Below are 19,885 nucleotides of genomic sequence, written 5' to 3'. Positions count from 1 at the left end.
GCCGCCGCCATTGTCGTTTCCGCCCCCGCCGCCCCCGCCGCCACAACCTGACACGGCCAAAGCTGCTGAAATGACCGCGACGCAAAGCGTCCGGTTCGAACCGAAGGTGAGTTTACGCATCATGGTCGGGCGCGCCTGAAGGGTGACGATCGTGCGAGACGACGCATCGGGCGCGATCCGCGACCTCAGGCAACGTCTCAATGTCACAGTGGAATGCGTAGCGGGCGCAGGGTGGTCAACTATATTGATGGTTTCGTCTCTGTAGACGATGAGTATATCATCATCAATGCTGTATAATTACTGAAGTGAAACCATTTTCACGTCTTGTGGCGGCCGTGGCGGCGTTGCGCGCAGGCTCTCCGGGGCGCGGGCCGGGGCGTATTCCGTGTCCTTGGGGTAATCGGCTATAGAGCAAGGCCCTCGCTTCCCCGGACGCCCCGATGTCGACTTCGCCCAAACTGCTCAAGACCGCCCTGATCTACGATTTCGACGGCACCCTCGCCCGCGGCAACATGCAGGAGGTCACCTTCATTCCGTCGGTGGGCATGGGGATCGGCGACTTCTGGGGCGAGGCCGACCGGCTGACCAAGTCGGCCGACGGCGACAACATCCTGATGTACATGCAGCTGATGCTGAAACAGGCGCGCGATCATGACGCGCCGATCACGCGCAAGCTGCTGGCCGAGCACGGGCAGGACGTGAAGCTGTTCGACGGGCTGAAGTCCGACCTGACCGGCAAGGGCTGGTTCGAACGCATCAACGCCAAGGGCCGCGAGTACGGCCTGGACATCGAGCACTACATCATCTCGGCCGGGCTGGAGGAGATGATCGACGGCTGTCCGATACGCGACGAGTTCCACCACGTCTTCGCATCGAAGTTCGTCTACGACGACCACGGCGTCGCCATCTGGCCGGCGGTCGGCGTCAACTACACGACCAAGACCCAGTATCTGTTCCGCATCAACAAGGGCGTGCTGAACCACTGGGAGCACGAGCGCATCAACCGCTTTATGGCGGATGACGCGCGTCCGGTCCCGTTCGAACGGATGATCTTCCTCGGCGACGGGGACACGGACGTGCCGACCATGAAGATGATGCACTCCAAGGGCGGCTTCTCGATCGCCGTCTACGATCCGCGCAACTCCGAGCGCGACCAGCAGAAGATCTACGGCCTGATCTCCGAGGATCGGGTCAACTTCGTCGCCGCGGCCGACTATCGCGAGGGCTCGGCGCTGGACCTGATCGTCAAGGGTCTGATCGGCCGGATCGCGATCAACGCCGGGACGATGCCGGAAGTCTCCGACCACTGACTGCATCCAATCCGCCGGTCGGCGGCGACCAGACATTGAACCGGCGATCTCGCCGCAGGAGGTTCGGGATGTTTCGACGGATGATGGGTGTTCTGGCGGCGGTCGCCGCGATAGCGGCCGCGGGCGTCGCAGCGGCGCAGACGGTGATCGACCGGCCGATCGAAGGCTTCCCTCACGCGAAGGTCTGGACGCTGGAGGGCGATGCGCCCCGGCCGGTGGTCGTGATCCTGCATGGCGCCGAGGGCGGGGACGAGGCCGGGCGCATCTTCGGGCCCGAGTTGGCTCAAATGGGCTATGCGGCCGTCGGCCTGCCCTACTATTCGGCCAACTGGGGCGATTTTGGCCCGCCACCGCAGTTCCCGGATCTGCCGGGCAGCTTCATCGACATTCCGGTCGACCAACTGGCGCGCTTGCGCGAGGTGTTGCGGACCATGCCGGGCGTGGATGTCGAGCGCTTCGGTCTGTTCGGCGCGTCAAAGGGATCCGAGTTCGCCCTGATCGCTGGCAGCCGCTATCCGTGGATCGACAGCATCGTCGCCTATAGCCCGACCGACGTGGTCTGGGAGGGCTGGGGTCTGGAGATGGTCGAGGCGGAAGGCACGCGCTCGTCCTTCTCGTTCGAGGGTCAGCCCCTGCCGTTCACCCCCTATCGCGGCTTCGTCGAAGGCCTGCTGGCGGGAGATGCTGCCGACCTGCGGGCGATCCACGCCAACGGTCGCGCCGATCATCCGGAAAAGGCGCTGGCGGCGCGGATCCCCGTTGAGGCCTATCCCGGCGCCCTGCTGCTCATCGCGGGCGCGCAGGACGCCCAATGGCCGGCATCGGAGGCTGCGGCCGCGATCGTCAGCGCCCGCTCGGCGGCCGGACGGGAGACGGAGACGCTGATCTATCCGGAGGCGGGACACGATCTGGTCGGGGACAGTCCGGCGCGGAACACGCCCCGCAGCGGCGGCACGCCCGAGGCCAATGCGGCGGCGCGGCAGGATGCCTGGCCGAAGGTCGTCGCCTTCCTTCAACGGACACTCGAGCCTTAACGCCCTCCGGCGCGCTGCCAGGCGGCGCGGGCAGCGGCGAGGCGGGACGGGGTCAGGCCGCGCAGGCTGGACTGGCCCTTTCGCTTCAGGCCGGCCTCCTGCCCCTTGGCCCAGGCCACCTCGGCGTCGATGGCGATCCCTTGGGCGATGTCGACGATCTGGACCTCGCGCGGCAGGGCCAGCTTGCGATCCAGCCGGATGCGCAGGCCGGAGGCCGAGGCGTCCATGATCAAACAGGCCATCTCCAGACGCGGCGCCACGACCACGGCGCGCGTGTTGGCGGGCGTGCGTATCTCGAAACGGCGATCCGGCGCGGTGGTCATGGCGTGATAGTGACCGGAAGACGGTTTCGATCCAGTTGAGCCGTGACGTCGGTCTCGATGCCGCCCGCCAGCATGTGGCGGGTGATGCGCTCGAAATACTGGATGAAGGTCGTCAGGCGGTCGCGCTCATGGGCGGGCAGGTCGGCGGGATCGACACCCAGCAGGTCGGCCTCCTGCTGACAGCGCCAGTCCAGAACGACATCGAAGCCGGGCGCCTGCAGGAAGACTACGGCGTCGAACCGCTGCATGAAGTCCGTATACGGACCGGCGACCTGCTCATCGATCCAGCGCCGCCACTGGCCATCGCCGTCCTGATCGCGTTCGAGGGCGTTGATGGGCACGGTCAAGGCTCTCTCGGCTTCCGGCGTTGCGGCCAGACACCAGGCGTCGATCAGGATGGCGGACGGCCGACCCCGGAAGCGCCGCCAGCGTTCGACCGGCCAGCGGTCGTCGCCGCGCTTGTCGAAATCGGGGATCAGGGTCTCGTCGTCCGGCCCGGCCGTGGACAGATCGTCGATCAGGCGGTTCAGCAAGCCGAGGTCATGGGTGCCCGGAGGCCCACGGTGGACCAGAAGCGGATGGACGTCGCGGGCCAAAGCCTCGCGCTCCGAACGGGTTAGATAGACGTCGTCGATCGAGATCTGGGCTCCGCCGAAGCGTTCGGCGGCCGCACGAGCCAGTGTCGTTTTCCCCGAGCCTTGGGCCCCGACCACGGCGATCAACGCCGGACGATCCTTCGGCCCCGCCTCGATCAGGCGGCCGATGCGATCGACGAGGACAGGGTTGGCGCGGCCCATGGCCGACGACCTCAGTGCTGGTTTTCAGGCAGGCGGACGATCAGGCCGTCCAGATCGTCCGAGACACGGATCTGGCAGGACAGGCGGCTGTTCGGCTGGACGTTCTCGGCGAAGTCCAGCATCGACTCCTCCATCGCCGAGGCGCGGCCGGTCTCGGCCTGGAAGGCCTCGTCGACATAGACGTGGCAGGTCGCGCAGGCGCAGGCGCCGCCGCAGTCGGCGTCGATGCCGGGCACATTGTTCCGGATCGCGCCTTCCATGACGGACAGGCCGTTCTTAACCTCGACGGTGTGTTCCTTGCCGTCGTGCTCGATGTAGGTGATCTTCGCCATGCGAACGCGACGTCGGCGATCAGGCCGACGCCGTCTCCTTCTTGCGGCTCGGCGAGACCATCAGCTTCTTGGTCTCGGCGATGGCCTTGGCCGGGTTCAGACCCTTGGGGCAGACCTGGGCGCAGTTCATGATCGTGTGGCAGCGATAGAGCTTGAACGGGTCCTCGAGGTCGTCGAGGCGCTTGTCCGTCGCATCGTCACGGCTGTCGGCGATCCAGCGATAGGACTGCAGCAGGGCGGCCGGGCCAATGTACTCTTCCTGGTTCCACCAGTAGCTCGGGCACGAGGTCGAGCAGCAGGCGCACAGGATGCACTCGTACAGACCGTCCAGCCTGGCGCGGTCTTCCGGCAGTTGCAGGCGCTCCTTCTCCGGGTCCGGCTCGTCGGACTGGAGGTAGGGCTGGATCGAGTCGTACTGGGCGTAGAACAGCGACAGGTCGGTCACCAGATCCTTGACAACCGGCTGGTGCGGCAGCGGGCCGATGGCGATGGTGTCGGTCGCGCACTCGTCCATGCCCTTGGTGCAGGCCAGGGCGTTGCGGCCGTCGATCGTCATCGAGCACGAGCCACAGATGCCTTCGCGGCACGACCGGCGGAAGGCCAGCGTCGGGTCGATCTCGTTCTTGATGTGGATCAGGGCGTCCAGAAGCATCGGGCCGTGCTCGTCGGCCGAGACCTCATAGACGTCCCAGCGCGGGTCGGCGTCGACCTCGGGATCATAGCGATAGACCTTGTAGGTCTTGACGTTGGTCGCGCCGGCGGGGGCCTTGTAGACCTTGCCGCTGGTCGGCTTCGAGCCACGGGGGAGGTTGAGCTGGACCATTAGTACACCCGCGCCTTGGGTTCGATGTACGAGACCTCGTCGGACATCGTGTAGTTATGCACCGGACGGTAGTCGATCTTCACCGCGTCGCCCGGGACCTTCCAGGCGAGGGTGTGTTTCATCCAGTTCACGTCGTCGCGTTCCGGATAGTCCTCGCGGGCGTGGGCGCCGCGCGATTCCGTGCGGTTCAGCGCGCCCTCGATGGTGACCAGGGCCTGATCGATCAGGTTGTCGTATTCCAGCGTCTCCACCAGGTCGGTGTTCCAGATCAGGCCGCGATCGGTGGTCTTGATGTCGGTTCCCTGCGCGTGGATGGCGCGCAGCTTGGCGACGCCTTCTTCCAGCGTCTTGCCGGTGCGGAAGACGGCGGCGTCGGACTGCATGGCGCGCTGCATCTCGACGCGCAGCTTGGCGGTCGGGGTCGAGCCGTTGGCGTGGCGGAAGCGATCCAGACGGGCCAGGTGGCCGTCGGTGGTCGCGGCCGGAGCGTCCGGAACCTTCGATGCCTTGTCGACGATCTCGCCGGCGCGCAGGCCGGCGGCGCGGCCGAACACGACCAGATCGGTCAGAGAGTTCGAGCCCAGACGGTTGGCGCCGTGCACCGACACGCAGGCGGCCTCGCCCACGGCCATCAGGCCCGGGACGACGCTGTCCGGATTGCCGTCGCGCAGGGTCAGGACCTCGCCGTGATAGTTCGTCGGGATGCCGCCCATGTTGTAGTGGACGGTCGGCAGGACCGGGATCGGCGCCTTGGTGACGTCGACGCCGGCGAAGATCTTCGCCGACTCCGAGATGCCGGGCAGGCGCTCGTGCAGGATGGCCGGATCCAGGTGGTCCAGGTGCAGGAAGATGTGGTCCTTGTTCGGGCCCACGCCGCGGCCTTCGCGGATCTCGATGGTCATGGAGCGCGAAACCATGTCGCGCGGGGCGAGGTCCTTCACGGTCGGCGCATAGCGCTCCATGAAGCGCTCGCCTTCGGAGTTGGTCAGATAGCCGCCCTCGCCGCGGGCGCCCTCGGTGATCAGGCAGCCGGCGCCGTAGATGCCGGTCGGGTGGAACTGCACGAACTCCATGTCCTGCAGCGGCAGGCCGGCGCGCAGCACCATGGCGTTGCCGTCGCCGGTGCAGGTGTGGGCCGAGGTGGCCGAGAAGTAGGCGCGGCCGTAGCCGCCGGTGGCCAGGATCACCAGCTTGGCGCGGAAACGGTGCAGGGTCCCGTCATCCAGCTTCAGCGCGGTCAGGCCGGTGCAGACGCCGTCCTGCATGATCAGGTCGAGGCCGAAATACTCGACGAAGAACTCGACCTCGCGACGGACCGACTGGCCGTAAAGCGTATGGAGGATGGCGTGGCCGGTGCGGTCGGCGGCGGCGCAGGTGCGCTGCACCGGGCCTTCGCCGAAGTTGCGGGTCATGCCGCCGAAGGCGCGCTGGTAGATCTTGCCTTCATCCGTCCGGCTGAAGGGCACGCCCCAGTGTTCCAGCTCGTAGACGGCCTTGGGCGCGTTGCGGACCAGGTATTCGATGGCGTCCTGGTCGCCCAGCCAGTCCGACCCCTTGACGGTGTCGTACATGTGCCACTGCCAGCTGTCCTCGCCCATATTGCCCAGCGAGGCCGAGATGCCGCCTTGGGCGGCCACGGTGTGCGAGCGGGTCGGGAAGACCTTGGTGACGCAGGCGACCTTCAGGCCCTGCTGGGCGGCGCCGAGCGCGGCGCGAAGGCCGGAGCCCCCGGCGCCGAGGACGACGACGTCGTATTCGTGATCGACGAATTCGTAAGCAGCCACGCGATCAGGCTCCGATGCCGGCCGGAAGCGGGGCCGAGCCCAGCGCCAGACGCACGATGAAGAAGACGCTGGCGGCGGCCAGCGCGAAGAAGACGAGGTTCACCAAGAACAGGCACAGGCCCTTGCTGGCGGGCTTGTGGACGTAGTCCTCGACGATGACCTTCCAGGCGAGAGCGCCGAATAGGCAGAAGATCACGGCGGTGGCGATGGCCAGGCCGGCGTTCAGCGTGTTGGCGAACCAGGCGGCGACCGTGTCGTAGCCGGCGCCGGCCAGGGTGAAGGCGCTCGAGGCGACCCACAGGCCCAGCGGCATCAGCGCCAGCAGGGCGACGCGCTCCAGCGCCCATTCGCCGGCGCCGTGGCGCTCGGAAATCTTGACGTTCTTCCTGAACTGCGCGGGACCGCTCACAGCGAAACCCTCCCGGTGGCGAACAGGACGACCCAGAACAGGATGGCCAGCGGGATCGGGCCCCAGACGGCGATGTTCGACAGCAGCACCGCCGACTTCAGCGTCAGGCCGTTGCCGGTGTCGTTGATCAGGTGGCGACCGCCGTTGAGGGTGAAGGAGAACAGCACCACCGTCAGGCCGAAGGCGATCAGCAGGCCCAGCGGCGAGCCGGCGAAGGCCAGCAGGCCCGCATAGGCTTCCGGACCGCTGGCGACCGCGAACACCCAGCCGAGGGCGAACAGGGCGCCGAAGCTGGCGGCGCCGATGGTCACCCGGAACAGGATCGAGGCCGTCATGGTGACGTGCCAGCGCCAGGTCTGGAGATGGGGGGACAGCGGACGGACGCGGCCGTTGGGCTGGTTCACGAAACGGCCGGTGCGATCGGCCGTCGGACTGCCCGGCTGGGGAGTGTTCGACATATGCGAATGGTTCTCAAAAACCCGAACGAAATCAGGCGCTCGAAATCGGTGAACAGGCTTTAGTCAGCCGGAACCGGGGGGTCAACGCGGCCAAGGTCGAGGAGGGGCTCGCAGATGCGTGATGAGCGGTTGCGGCGCACATCACGATTTCGTCTGTGACCTGTCTGCACTAGTCGGCGACGCAAGCTGGCGGCAGCTTTCGTTTCATGTCGGGGTTCATCGTCGCCGCCTTCGCGGGCCTGCTGATGCAACAGCAGGCAGAGCCGCATCCGTCCACGCTGTCGCTGTATCAGGCGCCGGCGATCCGGCCGTTCGAGCCGCCGTCGGACTTCGGTCGCGAGCCGGCGCAGGGCGACGGCGCGGGAGATCTGCACCGCCGCCCGCTGGAGGCGCCGGTCTCCGTCGACCGCTACGTCCGCTCCTATGAGTTCACGCCGTCGGACAATGAGGCGGCGTATGACCAGGGCGTCGCTTCGGCGGAGATCCGGGTCGACCAGACCGCCGGCCCGCTGGACGGCGCCTGGCGGGTGACGGACGAGCGCGGCCATGTGCTGTTCAATATGGTCATCAGCGACCGCGGCGCCCTGATCGAGGGCGGCTGGCGCGGAGGCGAAGGCTCGGGTGTCGTGACCGCGGACGGTCGCACCGTGACTCTGGAAGGTCTGGGTGTTCTGGCGCTGGAGGCCGACGGCTCAGGCTGGCGCGGAACCCTGACGGGCGACGGCCGGCCGAAGACGGTGACGGTCAGCCGGCCGGGCTGAGCCGAACACGCGACACCGCCGCCTGAAGCGCGGAGCCATAGGGCTGCGCCGGCCCCTTGCCCCAGACCGGATCGGGCCACAGGCCGTCGTCGTGGCGGCGACCCACGACATGCACATGAAGCTGGGCGGTGACGTTGCCGATCGCGGCGACGTTCAGCTTCTGCACCGGGCGGAAGGCCGTCTCGCCCAGCTCGCGCACGATCTCGCCCGCGCGCACGATCTCCTCCATCAGCACAGCCCGGTCGGCCGCCGACAGATCCTCGAGCTCGTGCAGCCCCTCGCCGCGCGGGATCAGGATCAGCCATGGAAACCGCGCGTCGTCCTGCAGACGCACCTGACAGAGGGGCCAGTCGCAGACGACGACGGAGCCGGCGTCGAAGGCGGGATCGGCCCTGAAGGAAGTGCTCATCGGCCTTCGGTCGCGCGGTGTGGGCGAAGCGTCAAGCCACAACCCCGTACTTCAGTTCAGGGCGTACACGACGCAGGCGCGATCCGTCAGCTCGCGCAGGGGCGGCTGCAGGGCCAGACGCGCGGCCTCTATCTGGGCTTCGGTTGGAGCCTGCGCGCCGGGCGGCGGTGGTGGCGCTGCTGGCGGAGCGGGGGACGCCATGCCGCGGGCGGCGATACGGCTGCCGGTGACGACGACATCATCTACGGTGGTCGCCTGTTCCTGATTGCTGGCGTACGAAGGCCAGCCGGCGAGGACGTCGGTTTCGCAGGCCCGGCCGGTGGGGTCGATCACTCGCACTCCGCCCAGCGAGGTTCCGGCGTTCGAGGCGGCTTCCCGCGCCCGCCGCGCCGCGTCCTTGACTGCCTCGCCTTGAAGCCACGTCTTCACCGTGTTGTCGGGATCCAGAGTGAACCAGACCTGACTCACCGAGGTCGGCTGCGACGCGGTGACGGTGGCGTAGACCCGTTCCAGCACCTCGACATCGCGAACGGTCAGGGAGACGGTGGCGTCGGCCTGATATCGGGCGATCCGGTCGGCGCGGGTGTTGTCACGCAGGACGCCATTCTCGTCGCGGTACTGGTCGTAGAGCGGGCGGGTGGTGATGGAGGTTTCAACCCGCACCACGGTCGCGCCATAGGCGCCGAGCGCCCGGCTGAGCTCGCGGATCTGGTCGGCCGCCTTGCGCGAGGCCTCGGCGGCGGAGCGGTCGATCGACTGGAAGCTGGCGTTGAACGCGGCCCGGTTGGCGGGGATTTCGGTGCGGACGTAACCGACCGAGGCGATCACCGGATCGCGCATCCACCAGGGCGCCGGGACATAACGATCCCCGATCGAAGCGGGCGGTGTCTGGGCGACCACCGCAGATGGCAGGGCGACGGCGGCGAGCAGCAGGCAGGCGATCGGTCGGCGCATCGGAAATCCTCGCTTCTGGAACATCGAGACTGACGGGATCACGACCCGCCGTAAACCCGCGCGCGCCAGATGGAGGCTTATGAGGACTATAGGAAAAATCTATCGAAATGAGTTTTATGGAACGATTGACTTTGTGCATCGCAAAGTCCATCTCGCAGCTGCGGCGCCGCTCCCCCGGCGCTCCGAGATTCCACAATCCCATCTGTCCAATACGGAGAACAGCGATGCTGGGCGTCGGTCAAAAACTGCCGGAATTCAAGCTGGTCGGCGTGAAGCCGGGCTTCAACAGCCACGAAGAGAACGGCGTGTCGGCCTTCGAGGCAATCGATCAGAACAGCTTCGAGGGCAAGTGGAAGGTCATCTTTTTCTACCCGAAGGACTTCACCTTCGTGTGCCCGACCGAGATCGCCGAGTTCGCTCGCCTCGGTAAGGACTTCGAGGATCGCGACACCGTCGTTCTGGGCGGCTCGACCGACAACGAGTTCGTCAAGCTGGCCTGGCGCCGTGACCACGCCGACCTGAACAAGCTGCCGATCTGGCAGTTCGCCGACAACGGCGGCAAGTTCGCCCGCGAACTCGGCGTCCTGAATGAGGAAGAGGGCGTCGCCCTGCGCGCCACCTTCGTGGTCGACCCGCACAACGTCGTGCAGCACGTCTACGTCACCAACCTGAACGTGGGTCGCGCCCCGGCCGACACCCTGCGCGTCGTCGACGCCCTGCAGACCGACGAACTGTGCGCCTGCAACCGCCCGCTGGGCGGCGAAACCTTGGCTGCCTAAGGCCGGGTGAAGAGTGCTGGTGAGCAAGGGGTGAGCAGGTTCGCCGCCGCCCCTTGCTCACCCCTGCGCTCGCTTATCACTTCTCACGACAGGACACCCTCATGTCGATCGACGCCCTGCGCGACCTCATCCCTGCCTATGGCAAGGACATCTCCCTGAACCTGTCGTCGCTGGCCGGCGAGACGGTTCTGAACGACCAGCAGAAGTGGGGCTGTTTCGTCGCCTCGGCTCACGCCATCGGCGTGGCTCCGGTGGTCAAGGCCATCGAGGCCCAGGCCGCGACCGTCCTGTCGCCCGAAGCCCTGAATGCGGCCAAGGCGGCCGCCGCCATCATGGGCATGAACAACATCTACTACCGGTCGCTGCACCTGATGAAGAACCAGGAGTACACGACCATCCCGGCCAAGCTGCGCATGAACATCATCGCCAACCCGGGCGTGGACAAGATGGACTTCGAGCTGTGGTCGACGGCCGTCTCCGGCATCAACGGCTGCGGCGCCTGCCTGGACGCCCACGAGGGCGAACTGCGCAAGCACGGCGTGCCGGCCACCCAGGTGCAGGCCGCCCTGCGCATCGGCGCGGTGGTCCATGCCGCCAGCCGCATCATCGCGTCCGAGACGGCGCTGGCGAACTAACCGTCGGCCATGACGGGGGCGGCCCAGTCCGTCCCCTTCAGGGCGGCGGCATAGGTCCGGCTGACGGGCGCCACGGCGCCGGTCGACAGGACCAGTTCGCCCCGACCGCCCTTCCAGCGGGCGGTCTCGACGGCGGTCCGGGCCACCCACCACGAGCGGTGCGTCCGGAAGCCGTCGGCGGCGGTCAGCGCATCGAGCGCATCGCCGAACCGCATCAGCACCAGCTCCGAGCCCGCATCTGTGTGGATGCGCAGATAGTGATCCTCGGCCTCGATGGCGATCAACCGGGCGCGGGCCAGTCGCGGCGCCAGCTTCGCCCGGATCGCCGGCGGCGGGGCGCCGTCCACAGCCGGAGCGGTCTTTGGCTTGAAAGCCTGCCGGACGACCCAGGCCAGACCGATCACCGCGACGTTGACCGTCACCACGCTGGGCATCGTCCAGTACAGGCGCTCGATGCGGAACGGGTCGCCCCACAGGCACATCGGCAGGACGGTGATCCAGAGCGTGATCGGCGGCGTCATGGCGACCAGTTGGGCGAGGGCGAACAGGCGCGGCCGGCCGGGCAGGCGGGCGGCGATCCAGGGTTCGATGAGGGCGGCGATCACCCCGCCGCCGACCAGGGCCGCGATCCAGTAGAGGTAGCGGGGGACGGTCGGGATTTCCTCGGAATCGAAGGCCGAGGTCGCGGCGAGAAAGACGCCAAGCAGCAGCAGGCCGACGATCTCGACCACGCCCGAGCGGCCGATCCGCAGGCGGCCCATCCCGCTCTTCACGCCAAGGTCCGTCACGCCCGCTCCCGTTCGCGAAACGGATCGCACCGTTCGCGAAAGCGAAGCTGCACGGCCCGGCCGAAGCGTTCAAGCGGGCGGCTCCCCTTTCCCGGAGAGCCTGCATGCAGCGCGTCGCGACCCATACCCTGTTCGGACTTCTGGCCCTGATGTGCCTGGCGGTCGCCCTGTTCAGCGCCCGCTTTCTGCTGCCCGAGCCGATCATGGCCGAGGGTATGGCGGGGCATCTGCAGGCGCGGCCAGCGGTGTTTCTGGCCCACGTCGGCGGAGGCGTGGTCGCGCTGGCGTTGGGCGCCTTCCAACAGGTGACGTGGCGCGGGCCGCGTCGGCGGTGGCACCGCATCGCCGGGCGGGTCTATGTGATCGCCTGCCTGATCGGCGCGGTCGCAGGACTCGGACTGGCGCTGACCAGCACGGCGGGGCCGGTAGCCAGCGTCGCGTTCAGCCTGTTGGGCATCTTCTGGTTCGGCACGACCGCGATGGGCTGGCGGCTGGCCATGACCGGCGATTTCGCCCAGCATCGCCGCTGGATGCTGCGCAGCCTGTCGCTGACCTTCGCCGCGGTGACCCTGCGCATCATGATCCCGCTGGCGGAGATCTGGCGGCTGGACTTCGCCGTCGTCTACCCGGCCATCGCCATCCTGTGTTGGGTCCCCAACCTGATGCTGATGGAGCTGTGGCTCAGGGCGTGGGGGTGGGAGGCGAAGGTTCCGGCGCCTCTCCGTAGTGCATGAAATGGCTGTACCGGCCGTACTGGGTGCGCATCACCGAATCCACACCCTCGGCCCAGGCGCCGACGCCCGGACCGCGCACGACATAGGTCATCACCAGTCGAGTGCCCGCGCCCATGGGCGAGCCGGTCCAGCCCACGCTCCACCGGGCCATGGTCGCCTTGCCCTTCAGCGGCCCCAGCGGCGCGTCGAACAGCACGCCGGTCTCCGGATCGGCCTCGACCACGCGCCCGTGCTCGAAGTCGGTCCCGTCGGCCAGCCGTTCGCAGAAGCAGGCGCCCGGCTCCAGGGTAACCGACATGTTCGAGGCGTCGCCGCTCCAAGTATGCGCGCTGTCCCACCACTCGCCGATCTGGCCGAGCGCGGTCCACATGTCCTCGGGCGGGTACTCCAGATCGATCTCGTAGCGGAGCACGAAATGATCGTCGCTGCGCTCGATCACCTGGGCGGCGGCGGGCGAGGCGATCAGCGCCACGGCCATGGCGCCGGCGGCGAGCAGGGTCTTCAGCATGGCGGATCCTCCCGGCCGCATGGGGCGACCGGGAACGACTTTCGTCAAGCCGGCTGGAAGGTCAGGGGCGCGCCCCAGAACTGGCTGACCAGATCCGACTGCGGGCCGGCCTTGCCGGTGGTCAGGAAGTCCCGACGGCCCGACCCGCCCAGTGCGTACTCCGGATGGCGTTCGAAATAGCGCTCCAGCGCGTCGGCGACGGCGGTCGGCTGGTGGATCAGGGCTGTGCCTTCCGGCAGGGCCGAGGCGAAGACCTCGGCGACGATCTCGTAGTGGGTGCAGCCCAGAATGGCCTTGTCCGGATGCCGGCCGATGCGGCGGCGCAGGGCGTCGACGTGATCGCGGACCACCACGTCCAACTCCTCGGTCGGGGCGCCCAGCTCGATCAGGCCGGCGAGGCCCGGGCAGGGTTCCGAGAAGACGGCCAGATCCTCGCGGCGCTTGTCGATCTCGATCTCATAGACCCGGCTCATCGCCGTGGCGGCGGTGCAGAAGACGCCGGTGATCTCCAGCGCCTCGATCTTGTCGCCCAGCCGTTCGGCCTCGTAGGTCCAAGGCAGGCCGGTGGCCGCCTCGATGGTCGGGACGATGATGCCCAGCACATTGATCGGACGGCCGTGACGCTCACGCGCCTCGGGCACCCAGGTCTGCTGCAGGCGGCGCAGGGCGATGGCGCTGGCGGTGTTGCAGGCCAGGACGATGACATTGGCCCCGGCCTCGAACAGCCGCTCGCAGCCCGCGCGCGTCAGGTCGACGATCTCCTCGCCGCCGCGACCGCCGTAGGGGGCGTTGGCCTGGTCGGCCAGATAGACGAAGTCCCGCTCGGGAAACCGACGGGTCAGTTCGCGATGGACGGTCAGCCCGCCCACGCCGGAGTCGAAAACGCCAATGGCCATGGCGCGGGCTTTAGCCGCATGGCCTCACCGCGTCCACCGGGCAGGATTACAGGGCTGTCATGTGACAGCAGAGGTCGGTAAGGCCTAGGGTCCCCGGCAACGATCAAAGACTGACGGAGTTTTCCGCGTGAACAGACGACACCTTCTTATCGCTGGAGGCAGCTTCGTGGCGCTTTCGGGTTGTGCGACCGCCGGTGCAGGCGCGGGCGGGACGCCCGCCGCCACCCTGCAAGCCGATGCCGCCGTGGCGCGCGCCCTGCTGCCGGTGCAGACTCCGCGCGCGGAACTGCTGCAGCCGTGGACAGGTCCCTACGAAGGCGTGCCGCCGTGGGATCGCGTGACCCCGGCCAAGCTGAAGGAAGCCCTGCTGGAAGGCATCGAGCTGCGCCGCGCCGAATACCTCGCCATCGCCAACAATCCCGAGCCGCCGACCTTCGCCAACACCCTGGTCGCCACCCAGATGGCCGGCCAGCCGCTGCAGCGCGCCAGCGCCCTGTATGGCGTGATGACCTCGAACATCGGCTCGGCCGAGTACCAGCAGGTCGACCGCGAAGTGTCGCCGGTCCTGTCCGCCGCCGGCGACGAGATCACCTTCAACGAGCGCCTGTTCCAGCGCGTGAAGGCCGTGGCCGACAACGCCCGCGCCGCCGGCCTGACCGCTGAGCAGACCCGTCTGGCCGAACGTTCGCGCGACTCCTTCATCCGTAACGGCGCCGCGCTCGACGCCGCCGGCAAGGCCGAGCTGGGCCGCATCAACACCGCCCTGTCCAACGCCTTCACCTCCTTCGGCCAGAAGGTCGTGGCCGACGAGAACGCCTGGACCGTGATCCCGACCGAGGCCGGCGTGGCCGGCCTGCCGGCGTCGAACAAGGCCGCCGCCGCAGCAGCGGCCCGCGCCCGAAACGTGCAGGGCTGGGCCATCGTCAACACCCGCTCCAGCGTGGATCCCTTCCTGAGCTTCGGTGACGACCGCGCGATGCGCGAGCAGGTCTGGCGCAAGTTCGTGAACCGCGGCGACAACGGCGACGGCAACGACACCAATGCGACGATCGCCGAAATCGTCCGCCTGCGCGCCGAGCGCGCCCGTCTGCTGGGCTTCGCCAACCACGCCGAATGGCGGATGCAGGACACCATGGCGAAGACGCCCGCCGCGGCCATGAGCCTGATGGAGCGCGTCTGGGCTCCGGCCAAGGCCCGCGTCGCCGAGGAGGTCGCGGACATGCGCGCGATCGCCGGTCACGACATCGAGCCGTGGGACTATCTGTACTATGCCGAGAAGGTCCGGAAGCAGAAGTACGACCTGGATCAGAACGAGCTGAAGCCGTACTTCGAGCTGAACAACGTCAAGCGCGGCGCCTTCTATATGGCCGGTCGCCTGTACGGGTTCGACTTCAAGCCGCTGCCGCGCGGCACGGTCCCGGGCTTCCATCCGGACGTCGAGGTGTTCGAGGTCACCAACAAGTCGGACGGCAGCCATGTCGGCCTGTTCTACTCGGACGACTTCTCGCGCGCCGGCAAGCGCTCGGGCGCCTGGGCCACGACCTACCGCAGCTACTCGACCTACGACGGCGTGAAGAACGTCCTGTCGTCGAACAACAACAACTTCACCAAGGCCGAGGGCGGCGAGCCGATCCTGATCTCGCTGGACGACGCCGAGACCCTGTTCCACGAGTTCGGTCACGCCCTGCACTCGCTGTCGGCGGCCTACACATACCCGGCGCTGGGCGGCACGCCGCGCGACTACGTCGAGTACCCGTCGCAGGTGCACGAGCACTGGGTGCTGAGCCGCCCGATCCTCGACGGCTACATGAAGCATGTGGAGACGGGGCAGCCGATGCCGCAGTCGCTGGTCGACAAGATCGAGGCCGCCTCCACCTTCAACCAGGGCTATGCGACGGTCAGCTATCTGTCCTCGGCGCTGGTGGACATGGACCTGCACACCCAGGCCACGCCGCCGACCGACATCGACGCCTTCGAGCGTGACAGCCTGGCTCGCTACGGCATGCCGCGCGAGATCGTGATGCGGCACCGCCTGCCGCAGTTCAATCACCTGTTCACGTCCGACGCCTACTCGGCCGGCTACTACTCGTACCTGTGGTCCGAGGTGATGGACGCGGACACCTGGGCCTATTTCGAGGAGTCGGGCGATGTCTTCAATCCGGACATCGCCGCCCGCTACAAGGCCATCATCCTGGCCGAGGGCAACACGACCGATCGCGGCGAGGCCTATCGCCGGTTCCGTGGTCGCGACCCGGAAGTGGCGGCGCTGCTGAAGGTGCGTGGGTTCCCGACTTCCTAGTAAAGTCAGGCCCCTATCGCTCGGCCCGCGGGACCTCGCTGCTTGAGGGGCAGTCGGCGCCCTCAAGCAGCCCCACGCCGCGCGTGGGGCGGTAGGGCAAAAAAGAAAGGCCCGCGGATGCGTCCGCGGGCCTTTCTTCTATTCGACGTTGGCGACAGGGACCCGAACCCTCCTGCCGCCGGTGTCGGTCAGGCCGCCCAGCCGGTGAAGGCGCGGGCCTCGATGTCGCCGGCGCGGCGGGCGCGGGCGTAGTCGTCCTGACGGGCCTGCGGCAACTGCGCCAGCACCTCGCGCTGGACGCGCTGGATGCAGACGGCGTTGGGGATCGAGCGCGAACCGCGCAGGCAGGCGGTGCGGGCCTCGGCGGCGACGCGGGTGTCGAAGGCGACGGCGCCGGCGCGGGTCGACAGATCGAGGTCGTTCACGCGGACGCGAACAGTGTCCTGGGCGAAGGCGGGGGCGGCCGTCAGCAGGCCGAGGGCGGCGACGGAAAACAGGGTCTTGGTCATCGGATCATCCTCCTGTCGCGATGTGTGCGACGACAAGGCAGATGAGGGGCTTGTGTGACGATCGCCAGACCAGAATGGCGACAAACAGGTGATTTCAGGGCAAGAACGGCAAAGTTACGAACAAGCCAGGCTTATGTATGTGACCGAGGGGCGGCTCCGGAGGCTCCCCTCGGCCTTCACCATCAGAGGTCGAGAGTGCGGCGGGCCGAGGCATAGTCCGCACGGGCGATCGAGGGCAGGCTTGCAAGCGCCTCGGTCTGCACCGCCACGCGACAGGCCTCGCGGTCGGTAATGGCGCTGCCCGTGCGTCGGGCGCCGCGGCACACCTTGCGGGCGGCCGTATCGACGCGGGCGTCGAAGGCGTCGGCGCCCGAGATGGTGGAGAGGTCGAGGTCGCCGAACGACACGCGCGCCGACTGGGCGGAGGCGGCACCGGCGGCGCCGGCGGCGGCGGCGAGAACACAGGCGACGGTCACTGAGGCGAGAACTTTCATGGCGGTCTCCTTCGGATCGCTTTGCTGTCACCCGGGGTCGGCGACAGGGCGGGAGATGCGCCTGTCCTGTTTCGGCTGCGTGAGACTTCGGCGGCGAAATCGCGACACCGCATTAAATCGCGGAAAGCTGAACGGCGATCAGCCGCTGTTGCGCAGCCCGGCCGCGACCCCGTTCAGGGCCAGCAGAATGCCCTCGCGAACGCGCGGATCGTCGTCGCCCGCCCGTCGGCGGCGGATCAGCTCGATCTGAACATGGTTCAGCGGTTCGACATAGGGCATGCGCAGGCGGATCAGCCGGTCCAGTTCTGGCTGGCCGCCCAGCAGGGCGTCCTGTCCGGTGATGGCCAGCACCGCGGCCTCGGTGCGCTCCCACTCCTTCAGGATCTCGCCGAAGATGCGGTCTGCCAGGGCGCGGTCGGGGACCAGCGAGGCGTAGCGCCGGGCGATGGTCATGTCGGCCTTGGCCATGACCATCTCCATGTTCTGCACCAGCGTCCGGAAGAAGGGCCAGTCGCGATACATCGTCTGTAGTTCGAGGGGATCGATCCCCTCGATTGCGGAGCCGAAGCCGAACCAGCCCGGCAGCATCACCCGGCTCTGGCTCCAGCTGAACACCCAGGGAATGGCGCGCAGGTCCTCGATGGCGGTCGAGGTCGAGCGGGAGGCGGGCCGGGAGCCGATCTTCAGGTCGGCGATCTCGGCGATGGGGGTGGCGGCCCGGAAGTAGTCGACGAAGCCGTCGGTCTCGTAGACCAGCTTGCGGTAGGCCTGCATCGAGGCGGCGGACAAACGGTCCAGCGTCGCCCCGTGTCGTCGCGTCATCTCGGCGTCCGGCGGGGGGGCCAGCGAGGCCAGCAGCACGCCGCAGGTCAGGGCATCGAGGTTGCGGCGCGCGACCTCGGGCTCGCCGTACTTGTTGGCGATGACCTCGCCCTGCTCCGTCACGCGGATGCGGCCGGCGACCGTGCCCTGCGGCTGGCCCAGCACGGCGGCGAAGCTGGAGCCGCCACCGCGGCCCACAGCGCCGCCCCGGCCGTGGAACAGCTGCAACCGCACGCCCGCTTCGCCGACGACCTCCAGCAGCTCGCGCGAGGCCTGATGGAGCTCCCAGGTCGAGGTCAGATAGGACCCGTCCTTGTTGGAGTCCGAATAGCCGATCATCACCTCCTGCACCCCGCGCGCCTGGGCGACGGCGAGGGCGGAGGGTTCCTTCAGCACCCGCTCCATCGTCGGGCGAGAGGCGCGCAGGTCGTCGATGGTCTCGAACAGGGCGGCGGCCTGGATCGGGCAGGTTTCGGGCTGGTCGGGGCGATAGAGCCCGACCTCCTTCAGCAGCAGATAGACCTCCAGCAGGTCGGACGGCGCGTCGGTCTTGGAGACGATGTGCGTTCGGATCGCCTGCGGCCCGAAGCGCGCCAGCACCCGGGCGGCGGCCAGCAGGATCTCGCGCTCCTTCAGCGTCTCGGGCTCGTACTCCGACCAGGCGTTGAACAGCAGGCGGCCCGAGGCGAGCTCGGCCGACAGCAGGTCCAGTCGCGCCTCCTCTTCCAGCGCGAGGTAGTCGGGACAGACGCCGGCCACCTTCAGCAGGTCGGCGACCACCCGCTCGTGCACGTCGGCGTTCTGGCGCAGGTCCAGCGTCGCCATGTGGAAGCCGAAGATATCGGCAGCGATGATCAGCCGCGCCAGCCGGTCGTCGGCGAAGATGGCGCCGTGGTTCGCGACCAGACTGTCGTGGATGATCTTCAGGTCGGCGCGGAAGGCGTCGGGCCCGGCGTAGGGTTCGGCGTCGAACTGGGCCGCCAGCGGCGCGGGCTGGCCGGTCAGCACCGGATGGGTCGCCGCCAGTCGGGCGTAGATATGGCTCAGCACGCGGCGGTAGGGCTCGTCCGCGCGGTGGGGGGAATCGTCGCCCGACGCCTCGGCCAGCGCGGCCAGCTCGGGCGAGACGTCGGACAGCGACGCCGACAGGCTGAGCTCGGCGCCCAGCGCATTCACCTCGCGCAGATAGAACCGCAGCACAGCGCGAGACTGGGCGGCGAAGGCGGCCTCCAGCACCCCGGCGTCGACATTGGGATTGCCGTCCCGGTCGCCGCCCACCCAGGTGCCGATGCGGATGAAGGGTTCGAGGTCGGGCGCGTCCAGCCGTTTGCGCCAGTCCGCCAGCTGGGCCGGGGCGACGTGCAGGAAGATGCTGTCGAGGAAGGAGACGACGGTGTCGATCTCGTCCTGAACCTTCAGGCCCGCTTGCCGGACCAGCCGTGTGGTCCAGAGGATGGTCGCCTGCCGCCGTAGCCCTGCATCGCGGGCTTCGAGATCGCAGGCGGATCCGTTGCGGTCGCAGGCGTCCAGCACGTCGGAGACGGCGGCGATGCGGTCGATCACGCTCTTGCGGCGCACCTCCGACGGGTGGGCGGTCAGCACCGGAGAGATCAGGGCGCCGGCCAGCAGATCGCGGGCGTCGGCGGTGGTGCGACCGGCGGCCTCAAGGCGGGCCAGGGCGCCGTCGGCGGTGTCGGGGCGGTCGCCCTCGGCGGTCTGCAGCCGTGCGCGGCGCTGGCCGGCCCGATCCTCGGCCACATTGGCCAGCAGGGAGAAGACGGCGAAACCGTGCGCCAGCCCGACGGCCTGATCGAGAGACAGCTCTCCCAGCAGAGCCTCCAGTCGCTCGGCGTCGGCCGATCCTGCATCCCGGTGCCAAGCGACCGAGGCCTGTCGCACCGCCTCGATACGGTCGTAGAGTTGCTGCCCGCCCTCGTCCCGGATGACCTCGCCCAGCAACCCGCCCAGCAGGCGGACTTCCTCGCGCAGTTGATCGTCGGCGACAGCATTCATCTGTGAGGCTTTCA

22 protein-coding genes are annotated in these 19,885 nt (G+C 68.2%); 7 read left to right on the top strand and 15 right to left on the bottom strand.

Going from position 1 to position 19,885, the window contains the following annotated elements:
• Positions 1–440: 440 nt before the first annotated feature.
• Both ABDZ95_RS02930 and ABDZ95_RS02925 read left to right on the top strand, forming a co-directional pair.
• A complete protein-coding gene (locus ABDZ95_RS02930) occupies positions 441–1,310 on the top strand; it encodes an HAD family hydrolase (protein ID WP_343790114.1) in 870 nt (289 codons plus the stop codon).
• A gap of 68 nt (positions 1,311–1,378) precedes the next feature.
• Positions 1,379–2,344 (top strand): dienelactone hydrolase family protein, encoded by a 966-nt coding sequence (locus ABDZ95_RS02925; protein ID WP_343790111.1) that lies wholly within the window; start codon positions 1,379–1,381, stop codon positions 2,342–2,344.
• On the opposite strand, the gene ABDZ95_RS02920 is transcribed toward ABDZ95_RS02925, so the two are convergent.
• The 7 genes from ABDZ95_RS02920 to sdhC are packed head-to-tail and all read right to left on the bottom strand — an operon-like array spanning position 2,341 to position 7,270.
• Complete coding sequence (locus ABDZ95_RS02920; protein WP_343790108.1) at positions 2,341–2,667, bottom strand: PilZ domain-containing protein; 327 nt, start codon at positions 2,665–2,667, stop codon at positions 2,341–2,343. The two genes, ABDZ95_RS02925 and ABDZ95_RS02920, sit on opposite strands and share 4 nt — an antisense overlap.
• Entirely contained in the window at positions 2,664–3,464 is an 801-nt protein-coding gene (locus ABDZ95_RS02915) for a kinase (protein ID WP_343790105.1), read from the bottom strand. Before ABDZ95_RS02915 ends, ABDZ95_RS02920 begins: the two co-directional genes overlap by 4 nt.
• A gap of 11 nt (positions 3,465–3,475) precedes the next feature.
• Positions 3,476–3,796, bottom strand: a complete 321-nt coding sequence (locus tag ABDZ95_RS02910) for a 2Fe-2S iron-sulfur cluster-binding protein (RefSeq protein ID WP_343790102.1) — start codon at positions 3,794–3,796, stop codon at positions 3,476–3,478.
• Between the two features lie 19 nt (positions 3,797–3,815).
• On the bottom strand, positions 3,816–4,619 hold the full coding sequence (locus ABDZ95_RS02905) for a succinate dehydrogenase iron-sulfur subunit (protein WP_343790099.1): 804 nt from the start codon (positions 4,617–4,619) through the stop codon (positions 3,816–3,818).
• Complete coding sequence (gene sdhA / locus ABDZ95_RS02900) at positions 4,619–6,403, bottom strand: succinate dehydrogenase flavoprotein subunit (protein WP_343790096.1); 1,785 nt, start codon at positions 6,401–6,403, stop codon at positions 4,619–4,621. The genes ABDZ95_RS02905 and sdhA overlap by 1 nt, the downstream gene beginning before the upstream one ends.
• 4 nt (positions 6,404–6,407) lie before the next feature.
• On the bottom strand, positions 6,408–6,812 hold the full coding sequence (gene sdhD / locus ABDZ95_RS02895) for a succinate dehydrogenase, hydrophobic membrane anchor protein (RefSeq protein ID WP_343790093.1): 405 nt from the start codon (positions 6,810–6,812) through the stop codon (positions 6,408–6,410).
• Entirely contained in the window at positions 6,809–7,270 is a 462-nt protein-coding gene (sdhC, locus tag ABDZ95_RS02890; protein WP_343790089.1) for a succinate dehydrogenase, cytochrome b556 subunit, read from the bottom strand. Before sdhC ends, sdhD begins: the two co-directional genes overlap by 4 nt.
• 206 nt (positions 7,271–7,476) lie before the next feature.
• On the opposite strand from sdhC, the gene ABDZ95_RS02885 reads away from it, so the two are divergent.
• A complete protein-coding gene (locus tag ABDZ95_RS02885; protein WP_343790086.1) occupies positions 7,477–8,031 on the top strand; it encodes a hypothetical protein in 555 nt (184 codons plus the stop codon).
• On the opposite strand, the gene ABDZ95_RS02880 is transcribed toward ABDZ95_RS02885, so the two are convergent.
• The gene (locus tag ABDZ95_RS02880) at positions 8,015–8,440 is read right to left on the bottom strand and encodes an HIT domain-containing protein (RefSeq protein WP_343790083.1); all 426 of its coding nucleotides are present in this window, start codon (positions 8,438–8,440) and stop codon (positions 8,015–8,017) included. The two genes, ABDZ95_RS02885 and ABDZ95_RS02880, sit on opposite strands and share 17 nt — an antisense overlap.
• Before the next feature lie 51 nt (positions 8,441–8,491).
• Positions 8,492–9,394: an SIMPL domain-containing protein gene (locus ABDZ95_RS02875; RefSeq protein WP_343790080.1), complete on the bottom strand. Its 903-nt coding sequence runs from the start codon at positions 9,392–9,394 to the stop codon at positions 8,492–8,494.
• Between the two features lie 224 nt (positions 9,395–9,618).
• Here ABDZ95_RS02875 and ABDZ95_RS02870 point away from each other — a divergent pair, with 224 nt between their 5' ends.
• A complete protein-coding gene (locus ABDZ95_RS02870) occupies positions 9,619–10,173 on the top strand; it encodes a peroxiredoxin (RefSeq protein ID WP_343790077.1) in 555 nt (184 codons plus the stop codon).
• Positions 10,174–10,274: 101 nt separating this feature from the next.
• Complete coding sequence (gene ahpD / locus ABDZ95_RS02865) at positions 10,275–10,808, top strand: alkylhydroperoxidase, AhpD family (protein WP_343790074.1); 534 nt, start codon at positions 10,275–10,277, stop codon at positions 10,806–10,808.
• Here the strand turns inward: ahpD and ABDZ95_RS02860 are convergent.
• Positions 10,805–11,596 carry a LytTR family DNA-binding domain-containing protein gene (locus ABDZ95_RS02860; protein WP_343790071.1) on the bottom strand — a complete coding sequence of 264 codons (792 nt, stop codon included), beginning with the start codon at positions 11,594–11,596 and terminating at the stop codon, positions 10,805–10,807. The genes ahpD and ABDZ95_RS02860 overlap by 4 nt on opposite strands.
• Positions 11,597–11,700: 104 nt before the next feature.
• Here ABDZ95_RS02860 and ABDZ95_RS02855 point away from each other — a divergent pair, with 104 nt between their 5' ends.
• Entirely contained in the window at positions 11,701–12,330 is a 630-nt protein-coding gene (locus ABDZ95_RS02855) for a DUF2306 domain-containing protein (protein WP_343790068.1), read from the top strand.
• On the opposite strand, the gene ABDZ95_RS02850 is transcribed toward ABDZ95_RS02855, so the two are convergent.
• Together ABDZ95_RS02850 and ABDZ95_RS02845 are read right to left on the bottom strand one after the other, a co-directional pair.
• Positions 12,278–12,838: an SRPBCC family protein gene (locus tag ABDZ95_RS02850; RefSeq protein ID WP_343790065.1), complete on the bottom strand. Its 561-nt coding sequence runs from the start codon at positions 12,836–12,838 to the stop codon at positions 12,278–12,280. The two genes, ABDZ95_RS02855 and ABDZ95_RS02850, sit on opposite strands and share 53 nt — an antisense overlap.
• Positions 12,839–12,882: 44 nt before the next feature.
• Positions 12,883–13,734: a glutamate racemase gene (locus ABDZ95_RS02845; protein WP_343790062.1), complete on the bottom strand. Its 852-nt coding sequence runs from the start codon at positions 13,732–13,734 to the stop codon at positions 12,883–12,885.
• A gap of 127 nt (positions 13,735–13,861) precedes the next feature.
• On the opposite strand from ABDZ95_RS02845, the gene ABDZ95_RS02840 reads away from it, so the two are divergent.
• The gene (locus tag ABDZ95_RS02840; RefSeq protein WP_343790059.1) at positions 13,862–16,033 is read left to right on the top strand and encodes a M3 family metallopeptidase; all 2,172 of its coding nucleotides are present in this window, start codon (positions 13,862–13,864) and stop codon (positions 16,031–16,033) included.
• A 188-nt stretch (positions 16,034–16,221) separates the two neighbouring features.
• Here the strand turns inward: ABDZ95_RS02840 and ABDZ95_RS02835 are convergent, their stop codons facing one another.
• From ABDZ95_RS02835 to ppc, 3 genes are all read right to left on the bottom strand, one after another.
• A complete protein-coding gene (locus ABDZ95_RS02835; RefSeq protein ID WP_343790056.1) occupies positions 16,222–16,542 on the bottom strand; it encodes a UrcA family protein in 321 nt (106 codons plus the stop codon).
• A 182-nt stretch (positions 16,543–16,724) separates the two neighbouring features.
• Entirely contained in the window at positions 16,725–17,036 is a 312-nt protein-coding gene (locus tag ABDZ95_RS02830) for a UrcA family protein (RefSeq protein ID WP_343790053.1), read from the bottom strand.
• 138 nt (positions 17,037–17,174) lie between these two features.
• A complete protein-coding gene (gene ppc, locus ABDZ95_RS02825; protein ID WP_343790050.1) occupies positions 17,175–19,871 on the bottom strand; it encodes a phosphoenolpyruvate carboxylase in 2,697 nt (898 codons plus the stop codon).
• Between the last annotated feature and the right edge of the window lie 14 nt (positions 19,872–19,885).

Source organism: Brevundimonas kwangchunensis, assembly GCF_039523815.1.
GTDB classification, from domain to species: Bacteria; Pseudomonadota; Alphaproteobacteria; order Caulobacterales; family Caulobacteraceae; genus Brevundimonas; species Brevundimonas kwangchunensis.
The sequence above is the reverse complement of the archived record's forward strand: the minus strand, read 5'-3'. Positions and strand labels throughout refer to the sequence as shown.